General features: G+C 69.6%; 12 protein-coding genes and 2 pseudogenes. 9 read left to right on the top strand and 5 right to left on the bottom strand.

Annotated features, from left to right (window positions below; all coding sequences use genetic code 11):
• Positions 1-201: 201 nt before the first annotated feature.
• A pseudogene (locus tag QMK24_RS39235) lies at positions 202-693 on the top strand (cupin domain-containing protein); the annotation flags it as partial.
• Positions 694-1,205: 512 nt separating this feature from the next.
• Here the strand turns inward: QMK24_RS39235 and QMK24_RS39230 are convergent.
• The 3 genes from QMK24_RS39230 to QMK24_RS39220 all read right to left on the bottom strand — a co-directional run bounded on the left by QMK24_RS39230 (position 1,206) and on the right by QMK24_RS39220 (position 2,894).
• Complete coding sequence (locus QMK24_RS39230; RefSeq protein WP_283471686.1) at positions 1,206-1,607, bottom strand: hypothetical protein; 402 nt, start codon at positions 1,605-1,607, stop codon at positions 1,206-1,208.
• Between the two features lie 676 nt (positions 1,608-2,283).
• On the bottom strand, positions 2,284-2,730 hold the full coding sequence (locus QMK24_RS39225; protein ID WP_283471685.1) for a CBS domain-containing protein: 447 nt from the start codon (positions 2,728-2,730) through the stop codon (positions 2,284-2,286).
• The gene (locus tag QMK24_RS39220) at positions 2,727-2,894 is read right to left on the bottom strand and encodes a hypothetical protein (protein WP_283471684.1); all 168 of its coding nucleotides are present in this window, start codon (positions 2,892-2,894) and stop codon (positions 2,727-2,729) included. The genes QMK24_RS39225 and QMK24_RS39220 overlap by 4 nt, the downstream gene beginning before the upstream one ends.
• A gap of 386 nt (positions 2,895-3,280) precedes the next feature.
• On the opposite strand from QMK24_RS39220, the gene QMK24_RS39215 reads away from it, so the two are divergent.
• The 3 genes from QMK24_RS39215 to QMK24_RS39205 all read left to right on the top strand — a co-directional run bounded on the left by QMK24_RS39215 (position 3,281) and on the right by QMK24_RS39205 (position 6,426).
• Positions 3,281-3,964 carry a PRC-barrel domain-containing protein gene (locus QMK24_RS39215; protein ID WP_283471683.1) on the top strand — a complete coding sequence of 228 codons (684 nt, stop codon included), beginning with the start codon at positions 3,281-3,283 and terminating at the stop codon, positions 3,962-3,964.
• A gap of 330 nt (positions 3,965-4,294) precedes the next feature.
• Positions 4,295-5,020: an SOS response-associated peptidase gene (locus QMK24_RS39210; protein WP_283471682.1), complete on the top strand. Its 726-nt coding sequence runs from the start codon at positions 4,295-4,297 to the stop codon at positions 5,018-5,020.
• Positions 5,021-5,223: 203 nt separating this feature from the next.
• Positions 5,224-6,426, top strand: a complete 1,203-nt coding sequence (locus QMK24_RS39205) for an esterase/lipase family protein (RefSeq protein WP_283471681.1) — start codon at positions 5,224-5,226, stop codon at positions 6,424-6,426.
• Here the strand turns inward: QMK24_RS39205 and QMK24_RS39200 are convergent.
• A complete protein-coding gene (locus QMK24_RS39200; RefSeq protein ID WP_283471680.1) occupies positions 6,377-6,733 on the bottom strand; it encodes an isoprenoid biosynthesis enzyme family protein in 357 nt (118 codons plus the stop codon). The genes QMK24_RS39205 and QMK24_RS39200 overlap by 50 nt on opposite strands.
• Before the next feature lie 1,232 nt (positions 6,734-7,965).
• Between QMK24_RS39200 and QMK24_RS39195 the strand changes: the two genes are divergently transcribed.
• Both QMK24_RS39195 and QMK24_RS39190 read left to right on the top strand, forming a co-directional pair.
• The gene (locus tag QMK24_RS39195) at positions 7,966-8,436 is read left to right on the top strand and encodes a hypothetical protein (RefSeq protein ID WP_283471678.1); all 471 of its coding nucleotides are present in this window, start codon (positions 7,966-7,968) and stop codon (positions 8,434-8,436) included.
• 46 nt (positions 8,437-8,482) lie between these two features.
• Positions 8,483-8,665 carry a hypothetical protein gene (locus QMK24_RS39190; RefSeq protein ID WP_283471677.1) on the top strand — a complete coding sequence of 61 codons (183 nt, stop codon included), beginning with the start codon at positions 8,483-8,485 and terminating at the stop codon, positions 8,663-8,665.
• On the opposite strand, the gene QMK24_RS39185 is transcribed toward QMK24_RS39190, so the two are convergent.
• Positions 8,662-8,802 (bottom strand): hypothetical protein, encoded by a 141-nt coding sequence (locus tag QMK24_RS39185; RefSeq protein ID WP_283471676.1) that lies wholly within the window; start codon positions 8,800-8,802, stop codon positions 8,662-8,664. The genes QMK24_RS39190 and QMK24_RS39185 overlap by 4 nt on opposite strands.
• A gap of 663 nt (positions 8,803-9,465) precedes the next feature.
• On the opposite strand from QMK24_RS39185, the gene QMK24_RS39180 reads away from it, so the two are divergent.
• From QMK24_RS39180 to QMK24_RS39170, 3 genes and pseudogenes are all read left to right on the top strand, one after another.
• Positions 9,466-10,890, top strand: a complete 1,425-nt coding sequence (locus QMK24_RS39180) for a family 2B encapsulin nanocompartment shell protein (RefSeq protein WP_283471674.1) — start codon at positions 9,466-9,468, stop codon at positions 10,888-10,890.
• Positions 10,891-11,061: 171 nt separating this feature from the next.
• Positions 11,062-12,282, top strand: a complete 1,221-nt coding sequence (locus tag QMK24_RS39175; RefSeq protein ID WP_283471673.1) for a family 2 encapsulin nanocompartment cargo protein terpene cyclase — start codon at positions 11,062-11,064, stop codon at positions 12,280-12,282.
• A gap of 70 nt (positions 12,283-12,352) precedes the next feature.
• Positions 12,353-12,853, top strand: a pseudogene (locus QMK24_RS39170) (SAM-dependent methyltransferase); the annotation flags it as partial.
• Between the last annotated feature and the right edge of the window lie 128 nt (positions 12,854-12,981).

The raw sequence follows: 12,981 nt of genomic DNA, 5'->3' as shown, positions 1-12,981 counted from the left end.
GTGTCCGCCCGTCGTCCAAACCCTCACCAGACCGCAACGGGCTACCCAACGTCACCATGGAAGAAACCATCGAAACCCATGCGCTCAGGCGTCTGACCAGCAGCGTTGCACTAACTCACCGGCATTGACTGCTCACAGGGTCTTTCGGCCTCATAGAGTGGTGCTCACCACGAAGGCGAACGCGCCAGAACGACCAACGCCATGAGCAGCAGGAACGCCGACTTCACCGCAGTTCTCACCCGGGCCGCGGAGGCGGAGACCACGAGTGACCCCAGCAGCGTGATGACCCTGCTGGCCGACTCCGACACCACCGGCGGTCTGCTGACCAGCTACCGCTCCACCTTCGCCAAGGGCGCCGTCGGCGCACCGGCGCACTTCCACACCCGCGCCGCCGAGCTCTTCTTCGTCATCGACGGCGCGCTGCGGGTGCTGGTGGACAAGGAGATCACCGTGCTGAACGCAGGGGACTTCCTTCTCGTACCGCCGAACACCCCGCACGCCTTCGCCGCCGCCCCCGAACACGAGGCCGACGTCCTGTTCGCCTTCACGCCCGGCATGGCGCGCTTCGACTACCTGCGGCTGCTGGGCCGGGTCATGCGCGGCGAGGCGAGCCTCCAGGAGATCAAGGACTCCTCCGAGCGCTTCGACAACCACTACGTGGACAGCCCGGCCTGGCACGGGTTGTGCGGCGCGCAGGAGGGCCGGGGTGGGAGGCGCCGTCTCCAGGTTCTCGGCGAACCCCTCATCCAGGAGGCCGACGGCTCGTGCGTAGGCGATGGCATGCGCGGCCGCGTCGAGTCCGATCATGCGCACCGCGTCGGGGCGCCGATGGGCTGCGTAGTAGGCCCGGTCCCGCTCAGGAGCTCGGCGGTGGTGAGTGCGGCCGCCTCGGACGACGTGCAGCGGGCGTCGCGGTCGCCGGCCACGTCCCAGAGATCAGAACCTTCAGCGCGCTCGAGACCTCGTCCCACTGGCGCATCCCGTCCGCCCCGGGCCTCGGCTGGGTGTCGGCGTCGAAGGCTGTGCCCGGGTTGGTAGCCGTGCTCTGCGGGCCCAGAAGGCAGCTTCGAAGCACCTCCCCATCGTGAACTTGACGAACCGTCACGTCAACGAACTCAGCGTGAGATGACGGAAGTTGCGCGCTGCGCCGGGACGGACCCGGTCCCGATCCCGGTCCCGCCTGCGCTCAGGCCCTCAGTACGCCGTCACACCGGTCGGTGACCGAAGCGGACCCGGTGCCGGGGTTGTTTCGGAGCCGGGGCACCGCGCTCGGGTGGCAGCAGCGGGGTTTCGTCCGACTGGTCCCGCAACGCATCCTGCGCGGCCGTAGCCTTGCGGCCCTGCGCCCGGGCCTCCGCCCGGGCCTCGCGCAGTTCGGCTGCACGTCGGCGCATCCGCGTGCCGCCGCCCAGCGCGAGGGCGCAGCCAAGGCAGAAGGCCAGCGCCAGGGCGATCCCGGACAGGAAGACGGACTGCGTGTTCATGGTGGCGATGTCGTGGCCGAAGAGGACCACCGTGGTGTCCGGACCACCGGATTGGTTGTAGGCGATCAGCAGGCCGGTGAAAGCCCCTGCCACGCCCAGTAGGAGTATCCCGAGGAGAATCATGGTCCGATCCCTTCCGTGGAGTGCCGCTCCCTCCCTCCGGTCGCCTACCCCCGCCGCAGCGGGCTATGGCAACTGCCTCCATACGGCATCGCCCGGTCAACTGCGCGCTACAGGGCTGGGTTTGTCGCCCGAACCGCTGCCCCTCCGCGGCCCGACCGCCGGCTCCCGTGTTCATCCGGGTCGGCGTTGCAGGACGACAACGCGTCGCGCAGGTGTTACCGGCGGTGCCAAGCGCGTTCCCGGGGCGGTCGGCTGGGGATCACCTATCGGGTGGTGTGGCCGGCACCGGGTCGGGTGCGGGGCCGGGCTGCGGACCTGGCATCGGCGGTGCCGGACGCGGCGGGATCGGGTCCGGCTCGGGACGCGGCACCGGCGGAGGCAGCGGGTCGGGGCCAGGCGCGGGAACAGGTCCTGGCCCCGGGCCGGGCTGGGGTCCGGGCGGACCGGGTCCTGGCCCGGGTGTGGGCGGGACGGGATCAGGGCGGGTGGGGCCGGGCGGGCCCGGCGGGGGTGGCACCGTCATGTCGTCCTCCGATCTCCGATGGCTTGGCTGCTGCTCCGCGCGTGTGCGGACCGGCCGCACGGCTGCGCAGGATCAGCGGCGGGACGCCCGCTGCCGCTGTCCCGCATGCACCGCGGGGGCCGCGCATGGGACGCGGGCACGCCGCCAGTGGCGTCAGTCGCGGGACAGGGCGTGCACGAGCTGGCCGACCTGGGGGTTGGACAGGGCGCGGGCGACGTCGGCCAGGGCGACGATACCGATCAGACGGTGCCCGTCGATGACCGGGAGTCGGCGGACCTTGTGCGCGGCCATGGTGCGCAGGATGTGGTCGGTGTCATCGTCCGCGCGGATGGTCACCACGTCGCCTTGGGCCAGCTCCCCGGCGAGGGTGGTGGCGGGGTCCTTGCCGTGGGCGAGAGCGGTGACGATGTCGCGGTCGGTGAGCATGCCCTTGAGGCCGCCGTCGGTGCCGCAGATCGGCAGGGCACCGACTCCCAGATCGATCATCTGCTGTGCCGCGCGCAGTACGGATTCGTCCTCGCCGATGCAGTGCGCGCCGGGGGTCATGAGATCGCGGGCGGTCTTGTGCCCCGGCTGCAGGTGCTGCGGGTTGGGGGTCATGACCAGCCCCGTCCGGTGATGACGTCGCGGGCGCGGTCCACCAGGTTGCCGGCGTACGTTTCCGCGATGACGCCTGTGCCATGACCCATCGAGTTGTCCCACTTCCTGTTCGGGATGAACCACCCCTCGTGCGGCAGCTTCCCGGTCGGGCCGCCGGCACGCATCCGTTCCCCCCTGGCGGGCGCGTGTAACGCACCCGTTTCGGTCGTCCCCCGCCAGGCGCAGACGGCGGGTGGCCCGGCGGGGCCGTCCGGGTGGCGGGCCGGGCCGGTGGCTGGAGGGGGGCCGGGCCGGTGGCTGGAGGGGGGCGGTCCGAGGTTCGTTCCGGCCCGCAACTGCGGGAGGGGTGCACGCTGCGTCTCCCTGCGGGTGATGTGCGGCCGGATCAAGCACCGTCGGCCTCCCGCGCGCCGCAGCCCGCACATCGCCGCGGGCGGTCGCAGGTGTCTCCCCCACGGGATGGCAGGTACGGATTCGGGTAGGCGTAGGCAGCAGTCGCGGCGCAATGCGGCGCGATCGTGCGTGAACGCACGAGAGGGAAGGAAGGGTCATGGACACACCCAGCAGGTACGCCATTGGCGCAGAGGTCACCTGTAGCGACGGGGCGTGCGGGCAGCTGCGACGCGTGATCATCGATCCTGTGGCGCGAAAACTGACGCATCTCATCGTCGAGCCGGAGCACCGTCGAGAGCCTGGTCGTCTGGTACCCGTCGATCTCGTCGATGACGAGGCAGTCCCGGGCATCCGGCTGCGCTGCACCGTGTCCGAGTTCAACGCACTGGAAAGCGCCAAGGAGACCGAATTCCTGCCGGCCATGCACGACGAGTTGGACTATCCGGACGGGCAGTCCCTCTGGTGGCCGTACTACCCACTCGGCATCGGCGGCATCGGCGGGGGCGGGGCGGTTGCCGGGATGGGCGGGTTCGTTCCGCTGGACGCCGAAGGTCCTCAGGCCACCACCCACGACCGGGTGCCCGCCGGCGAGGTACAGGTACGCCGCGGCGAACACGTACACGCCACGGACGGTGACATCGGACGAGTCCAGGGCCTGGTCGTCGACCCCCGGGACCACCACGTCACCCATGTGCTCCTCGACGAGGGACACCTGTGGGGCAAGAAGCAGGTGGCCATCCCCATCGGCGCGGTGACCAGCGTGGCAGACGGTGTCCGACTGAACCTGACCAGGGACGAGGTCCGCGCCCTGCCGCCCATCGAGGTCGGCAAGCACGACTGACCTGGCAGCGTCCCCATCGTGCACCGGCGATGAGCCCCCTGATCATGTTGGCACAGGACCCGCCGCCGGGACCACCGGGGTCGATCGGCGTGCAGCGGCGGCAACCGGGCCGGACGGGCGACCCCACGTTGAGCGTGCCGAAGTAGTTGGTGTCCATCTCCAGCCGGATCCTCTCGGGGGCTCCGGCGATGAGGTTCTGGTGGGTGAAGACACCGGCATTGCTGATCAAGAGGGTGACATCCGGGGCGGCGGCCGCTGCGGCGGCGACCGACGCCGACCGCCCGCCGTGGGATGCCCCCGAGAAACGTGGGTGCTGGGAGACTGGAAGGCATGTGTGGGAGGTACGCGTCGAGCCGGCGCCCGGAGGACCTGGTCGCGCTCTTCCAGGTGACGCGGTGGAATCCCGAAGAGGTCCTGCCACCGAGCTGGAACGTCGCGCCGACCGATGGGGTCTGGGCCGCACTGGAGCGCCCTGACCGCGGTACGGGCGAGCTGGAACGGCAGCTGCGGACGCGGTGGGGGCTGGTGCCGTCGTGGGCGAAGGATCCCGGCGTCGGGGCTCGGATGATCAACGCGCGGGTGGAGTCGGTCCAGGAGAAGTCGTCGTTCCGGACCGCGCTCGCCAAGCGCCGCTGCCTGATTCCGGCGGACGGGTACTACGAGTGGCTGACTCCGACGGCCAAGGGCGGGAAGAAGCAGCCGTACTTCATCACGACGAAGGACGGCTCGCCGATCGTGTTCGCGGGCCTCTACGAGTTCTGGCGTGACCCGCGGCTGCCGCGCGAGGACCCGACGTCCTGGCTGACGACCTGCACGATCATCACCACCGCCGCCGAGCCGGAGTTGGCGCGCATCCACGACCGGATGCCCGTGATACTGCCGGCGGACCGCTGGTGCGAGTGGCTGGACCCGACGGTGACCGATCTGCGGGAGGCCCGTGCCCTGCTGGACACCCCGGAGCCGGGCAGGATGCGATCGTGGCCCGTGGCCACCGCGGTGGGGAACGTGCGCAACAACACTCCCGACCTGGTAGAGCCCCTGGCGGAGGAGCCGTAACCGAACCGTGCCCCTCGCCGCGTTGCGCAGGTAATCGTCCCGACTCGTGCCGTCCACTCCCAGACCCCTCAACTCCCTCGTTTTCCAGCCAAAACGGTGGAACCCCGCCCTCGCCCATTGCCTTCTGTCAGAACGTGACTACGTTCAGCGAGCGGAAGCACCACGCATGAGCGGAAGCACCATCCATCGGAAGGGGTTCCACCATGTCCGGATTCGCAGTCCACCCGCTTGGCTCCTCGCAGGCCCAACCCACGCCGCGAGGCGGCATCCGCGTCCCGGAACGGACGTGGGAGTTCGACGGCGGCTGGGGCTGGGTCTACTTCGCCCAAGGCCACGACCAGGTCCAGCAGCCGATCATCCTCTCGGACGGCTTCCACCCCGGCGAGACCGACCGCAACGGGCTCTACCTCGGGCTGAACGACCCCGGCAGCTACCCCCTCGTCAACGAGCTGAACCAGCGCGGCTACGACGTCGTCATCCTCGGCTACCGCGACTGCACCGCCTCGATCTACGACAACGCGAACGTCGCGGCGCAGTGCATCATGCGGACGTCAGCCGAGTCCGTGACGGACACCCCCCTGGTCGTCGGCGGCTTCAGCATGGGCGGCCTGATCATGCGCTACGCGCTGGTCAAGCTCGAGATGATGCGGGCGGACCACCGCACCTCGCACTACTTCTCCTTCGACACCCCGCACCAGGGTGCGTGGATCCCGATCAGCCTCCAGTCCTTCGCGTACTACATCAAGCCCCTGTACTCCGGCCTGGCCGACATGATCGACAGCCCCGCCGCCCGGCAGATGCTGTGGCGGCACAAGGAGAACCTGGCCGCGGATCCGGTGGAGCACCCGGACCGCACGGAGTTCCTGCAGCGGCTGCGGCGGATGGGCGACTGGCCGATGCGGCCGGTGAAGATCGGTGTGGCCAACGGCCGCGGCGACGGCCAGGGCAACGGCAACCCGCCCGGGACCGCCGCGTTCAAGGTCACCGACGGTCTGTACATCGGGACGGAGCTTTACCTCCAAGCCGGCGGAGACAACAAGACGGTGGCCAAGCTCTGCACCCTCAACCTCCCCACCTACAAGCGCACCTCCGGCTACCCGGAACTCGACAGCGCCGCGGGCGGCACGCTGGACTCGTTCGGTATCGCCGCCGAGACCTTCAACGCGCTCACCGGGCAGGGCGCCGAGGCGCCGTATCCGATCATCAACTTCGTCCCGACGATCAGCGCCCTGGCCGTCACGGACGTCGACCTCGGCAGTCAGCAGGACCTCCAGCTGAACGTCGACCAACTCGACGCGAGCCGCTTCGCGCTCGACGCCTGCAAGACCTCGTCGGACAACACCGGCCACACCGAGATCACCAGCGAACTCTGCCAGTGGCTCGTCGACCAGCTGCCCGCCAAGTAGCACCACCGGCCACCCTCCTCGACGAGGAGGGTGGCCCCGGCGCGGCGCCGGCGGACTCGTCGTCGCAGTAGTAGTCGTCCACGGCCCAGGCTGCCAGCACGCAGGTCCCCGTCGCCAGGAGCCGATCGGGATCATCGGTGCCGGGATAGATCAGCATGATCAGGCGACCGAAATCAGCGGCACGCAAACCGTCGAGCTGCCCGGCATGGATCCCGACCTGCGCAGCCCAGGCGACCAGCCGTTCATTGATCTCCTCGCCGAGGGCTGCGTCGTCACGGACCGGTTCGGGGCAGTACAGCTCAGGCATGGATACGCCGCCGCCGGACGTCCCGGCCGGTACCTTCACGGCGGACGTGCCCACCGCGGCGGGGCTCGCACCGTACGGCGGAGCGATCCGGGCAGCTGACGTCCCCAGCCCGGTGGGACCGGTGACGAGCCGTCGTACCGCGGGCACCGGTTGTCGCGCGGCGGATTCCGGTGGCCGGGTTCCGGAGGGATGGAGCAGATCTCTCGGAGCAGCGCGTTCCAGGTGCGCCGACAGTGCACCGAGCAGCCTGATACCCAGCCAAGGCGGGCCGCGCGCGACGAGCAAGCCTGGCGGGGCCATGTGGGGGAAGCAGGGGTGGTCGGGCCCGCGATGACCGGGGAGCCGTCCGCCCGCTCGGGGCGCACGCGAAAACCGGTGCGCAACGACGTGGAGTGCCAGGGGTACGAACCGGCCGTATCAGTGGCGGACACCGGTTCCCGGACCGGTTGCCCCAGTTCCCAGGTCAGCGAGCCGACCACACGGGGCACGTCGGCTCATGCGTGCGCGTCTCGAGAACCGTCCCGCCCAGCATGATGCGCCTGCTGAGGTCGGCGTCACAGCAGTCCTGTTCGTGCTGCACCGCGACGGCGGACGGCTCCTCCAGGACAGGCGGCACATCCACAGGCACAGGGGCGGGCACGACCTCCGGCCGGAGCTCGTGCCGGTGGGTCCGCGCCTGCCGGAGGCGGCGACGATCTCGTTTCATGGCAACATCTTGCCGGTCCCCCGGCGATTACCCCGGCTCATCGATCGGACCGAACCGGATGGCGAAGCTCCGGTCCGCCGACGCCTGACGCCCGGCGCCTGACGCCCGGCGCCGGCGCCACATGCCTCCCGCACGGCTGATCGCGTCCAGTACTGACGCCACGGTCGCCGTCTTCGGTGAGCCGCCGTCCAACCAACCGGCCCGCGGTCCCATTCGAATGGTCCCAGGGAAGCCCGGGGCCCTGATGAGTGCTCCTTGCCGGCTCGGGCCGGCCCCGTGCCCGGCCCGTGCCTGGAAAGCACACGTGCTCGCCGTACGGCATTCCTTGTTGGACGTTGCTTGTTCAGGAAGTTCCTGCCGTCCGCACCGCGACGCTGCGTTCGACCTCAAGGCTGGCCGCGCGGGCACCCGGTCGCACGCTGTTTCGGTTTCACCCGAAACAGCCCCGTAGCCCCAGCGGGCTGTGCCGGCCGATAATGACTGCGCCCCGGCGGACCGGGGCGCAGTCTGCTGCGGGGGGAGACGCGTGCTGCGGCTTCATTTCACTGCTGACGACCTGGCCCGGGTACTGCTGGTCGCAGAGTCCTTCCCGAAGATGGGTGAGGCGGTGTTGAGCCTGCAGGCGCTGCGCCGAACCGATCAGGAGACCCAGTTCGGGCAGCGGCGGCGGGGTCTGCGTGGGCGCCTGCCCGCTGAGGTGCGGCCGTTGTGGGATCTGGTGCCCTCCCAGGGCTGGGTGCCGGATTTCCTCACCCCTTACCGCGATGCCACAGTGGTGCCCGCCGCGCTGGACGTCATCCGCTCGCATCCCGGCAGGCAGATCGTGGCCGACCTGGAGCGGCTCGCCACCGACCGCCCACTGCCCGGATGGGTGCGGGGGTTGGCGCACGGCGACCCGGACGCCCCGGACTCACCACCGGCGACCTGGCGATCCAAGCCCACATCTCCCTGGCCTCGGCCTCCGAGCACGCCACCACCCTGCGCCACGCCGGACTGATCACCAGCCACCGCGACGGCAACCGGACCCGCCATCCGGTAGGAGAGTGCCGTCTCGTCGTCACGTAGGCGGCGAGGAGCGCGTCGTCGTGGTCGGCCAGGACGTCGACCAGCTGGGAGGTGAAGTCGGCGTCGGCTGCGCCGTACGGAACACAGGCCGCGCCGCGGGCGCCCAGCCCGCAGGTCGACTCGGGCGCCGCGTCCCCAACCTCACGGGACAGAACATCTAGGCGCTCGTGGTGGGACCGCAGACGTCCCCGCTGGTAGCGCTCGCCTGGGCGCTGCCGGAGGTTCCGACCGCGGTGTCTGTGGCAAGGACGAATGCCGCACCGGTCATGGCGATACGGCGACGTGTGCTGCGGATCACCGGTTACTCCTGGGTCCGTGGCAGGACGTCCTGCCCCCGTGGCAGGACGGCCTGATGCGGTGACGATTCCGGATCTCAGGAGTCGGCGCCAGCTTTTCGGCTCTGGACCTAAAGGCCTGGCGGTCACCACTCTGTCCACGGCCCGCGCTTCAACCGCTCTGTACACCGGAGCATGCCCGGCCGGACCGCCCGCACGGTTCCTGGCGGCTGTGCGGGCCCACCGCAGCCACAGCGAACAGAAGTTCGCCATGAGCGCCTGCATCCGCATCGTCCTGAGCCACTGCCAGACAGCGCCGGCCGATACCCGAAAGCCGGTGCCGAGCTGCGCGAACCTGACGGTCCCGGCGAACGCAACCAGCGCTCTGCCGGCTTGCATCGAATGGGGCCAACGGAGGTCTGGATGGGTCGAGTTCACTCCTTCGAGCAGTATTGAGGCCCTCCACGCTTGCTCCGCCCGCGCATTGGAAAGGAGCTCCTGCGTCACGGGGTGCCCGTCACCAGATCCGGTCGTGATCGGAAAGGCTTCACTCGATCCCCACTCGATCTCACTCGATCCGGAAACGGCCAGTCCGGGGTGCCACGGTGGAAAATGAGCGCGCGCATCCCCGCCCTGCAGCGAATCTCCGGGAATCTCCAGGAATCTCCAGCGAAAAGGGACAACGCATGTCGGTCATTGCGGGCCAGGACGCCGATGTCAACGCCTCGGAAAACGGCCCGGCACAGACAAGCCTCAACACCGCTGCCGCCCGGAATCTGGCGACCACCACCAAGTCCGCACCACAGATGGCGGGGATCTCCTCCCGTTGGCTGTTGCGCATGCTGCCCTGGGTCCATGTCTCGGCCGGCACCTACCGGGTCAACCGCCGACTGACCTACTCGGTCGGCGACGGCAAGGTGACGTTCGTCAAGACCGGCTCACAAGTGCGGGTCATCCCGGCCGAGTTGGGGGAAATCGCGCTGCTCCGCGCGTTCGACGACCCCGCGGTGCTCACCGCGCTCGCCGACCGCTTCACGCAACGCGAGTTCGCCCCCGGCGAGCTCCTGGCCGAGGCGGGAGCGCCCGCCGACACCCTCTACCTGATCGCCCACGGCAAGGTCGAGAAGCTCAGCGAGGGATCGTACGGCGAGCAGAATCGTCTCGGCGTCCTCGCCGACGGGTCCCACTTCGGCGAACAGGGCCTCCTGCAGGCCGAGAACCTCTGGGAGTTCACCGCCAGGGCCGCGACCACCACCACCGTCCTGGCCCTGCCCCGGCAGGACTTCCAAGCCCTCGCCGACCAGTCCGCACCCTTGCGCGCGCACGTGGAGGCGTTCCGGGCCATTCCCCGCCAGCGGGTGAACAAGCGCGGTGAGGCGGCCATCGAGCTGGCGTCGGGCCACAAGGGCGAGGCGGATCTGCCCAGCACCTTCGTCGACTACGAACTCGCGCCGCGCGAATACGAGTTGAGCGTGGCCCAGACCGTGCTGCGGGTGCACAGCCGGGTCGCCGATCTCTACAACGAACCGATGAACCAGATCGAGGAGCAGCTCAAGCTCACCATTGAGGCGCTGCGCGAACGCCAGGAACACGAGCTCATCAACAACCGCGAGTTCGGGCTTCTGCACGCCGCCGACTACGACCAGCGGATCCAGCCGCACGCCGGCCCGCCGCTCCCCGACGACCTGGACGAACTGATCAGCCGCCGCCGCGGCACCCGCTTCCTGCTCGCCCATCCCCGCACCATCGCCGCCATCGGCCGCGAATGGACCCGCAAGGGCCTCTACCCGGACCTCGCCGAATTGAACGGCCACTCCTTCCCCGCCTGGCGCGGCGTGCCGATCCTGAGCTGCGGCAAGATCCCCGTGAGTCCGGAGCGAACCAGCTCCATCATCGCGGTGCGTACCGGGGAGGACAACCAGGGCGTCATCGGCCTGCGCCAGACCGGCATCCCGGACGAGTACGAGCCCGGCCTCAACGTGCGCTTCATGGGCATGAGCGAGAAGGCCATCATCAGCTACCTCGTCAGCACCTACTACTCCGCCGCCGTCCTGGTCCCCGACGCGCTCGGTGTGCTGGAGAACGTCAACGTCGCCAACTGGCGTGACTAGACGGTCGCGTTCGGAACTCTCTCCGGGACAACACCAGCCCTGAGTCCTCGGAGACGGAAGTGGCCGACAGGCGTGCAGCGTGCAGGTGTTGACAGCGTCTGCTGCCAGGTAGCGACCCTCATACCCGCCGACGCGATCGGCACCCTCCAGCACGTCGACAAGGAGACAGCCATGCCCCCATTCAACGGCGCCCCGCCGCCCGGGCTGGGCTGGCGGACACCCCGGCCCCAAGCCGATTCCGCGGCACGGGACGCAGCGCCCGCGCTGGGCGAGGCGCTGCGGTACGCCCTTCCCGGCCCGACGGGGCTGGGCACCGCCGCCGCCCGCCTCCCCCATGCGTACCCCGTGGATGCGCACCAGCGGGGCAAGGACCGGCTCCCTGCCCCTGCCGGCACCGGCCCCGACACCGTCCGTACGCAGCACGCGGACAGCTCCCCCCGCGTACCGCCGCTGCACTGCCCCGACGCCGTCCGCGACGATCCTGCGCTCGGAGAGGAGGTCAACAACCGGCTGGTTGCCTGGGCCGAGGAGGTCGGGCTCTTTCAGGGACGGCTCGAGCGGCTACGGTCGCACCAGTTCGGGCGGCTGTTCATGCTCGCCCATCCCGACTGCGACGACCCCGACCGCCTGTTGGTGGCGGCCCGGTGCGGCCTGGCGGAATGGGCCGTGGACGACCACTGGGTCGACGAGGGAGAGGACACCACACCGGAACTGCTCGGTCCGCGCTTGGCCCTGACCCATGCGGTGGTCGACCCGGTCCGGCTCCCGGCACGCTACATGGCGCAGTTCGAGCAGGTCGTCCAGAAGGAACCCGTTCTGCGGGCCTTCCGCTCCTGCCTCGACCACCTCTCGCACATCGCCAGCGCCACGCAGGTGGCCCGGCTCCGCCACGAGCTGGCCGTGATGTTCGTGGGCTACTCGCACGAGGCGCAATGGCGTGCCTCCGGGCGGACCCCAGCAGTCTGGGAATACCTGCTGCACCGCTACGAGAACGCCTTCTTCCCGTGCATGGTGCTGATCGACCCGATCGGCGGCTACGAGCTTCCCGCCCACGAGTTCGCGGATCCGCGCCTACGCCGCACGTACCTGTTCGCCGCCACCGCGAACGTCCTTCTCAACGATCTGTACTCGATGCACAAGGAGGACCCCACCGACACCAACCTGCCCAACCTCATCGCCGCCGAGGAGCAGTGCTCACTGCAAGAGGCGGTCAACCGCGCGGCACAGATCCATGACGAGCTGATGCACACCATCGAAGCCGAAGCCGCGGTCCTCAGCGCGGCCGGATCCCCCCAGCTACGGCGCTTCCTGGAAGGGCTGTGGGCATGGATGGGCGGCAGCAAGGAATGGCATGCCACCAGTGCCCGCTACAACAGCCCCTCCTCACCCTGATCCGCACCATCCACCCCATCTCCGCCCCGCCCGGTCCTCCTGGACCGCATCACACCCTTAAGGACACGCCATGACCACCGTTCAGGATTCCCCCGTCCTCGCCAGCCCCTACCAGCGGTCCGTCGCCTCGTACTGGAACGCGGAGAAGAACCCGGTCAACCTCCTCCTGGGCGACGTGGACGGCACCTACCACCACCACTACGGCATCGGCGATGTGGACTGGTCCGTCCTCGAAGGGCCGGAGGATACGCGCGAGGAACGGACCATCAAGGAGATGCACCGTCTGGAGTGCGCCCAGGCGGACTTCCTCGCCGACCACCTCGGCGCCATCACGCCCGATGACCGGCTCATGGACTCCGGGTCGGGCCGCGGCGGGGGAAGCATCGTGGCCAACCGGCGGTTCGGGTGCCAGGTGGACGGCATCTCGATCTCCGAAACCCAGGTCGCCTTCGCCAACGACCAGGCGCAGAAGCGCGGTGTGGCCGACAAGGTGCGGTTCCACCTGAAGAACATGCTGGACACCGGCTTCGAGACGGGCTCGTTCCGTGGCATCTGGAACAACGAGAGCACCACGGAAGATTTCAAGTCCAGTGAGACGGTCGTGACGCTATGAGGTTTGTGGTGTGGGTTCCCGGCGTTTGGCTGGGTCGTTGATCCATGCCTTCTGGGGTATCTCGGGTGGTCGGGGGCGGCGGCCGA

The organism is Streptomyces sp. PH10-H1 (assembly GCF_030063355.1).
Lineage (GTDB): Bacteria > Actinomycetota > Actinomycetes > Streptomycetales > Streptomycetaceae > Actinacidiphila.
The sequence above is the reverse complement of the archived record's forward strand: the minus strand, read 5'-3'. Positions and strand labels throughout refer to the sequence as shown.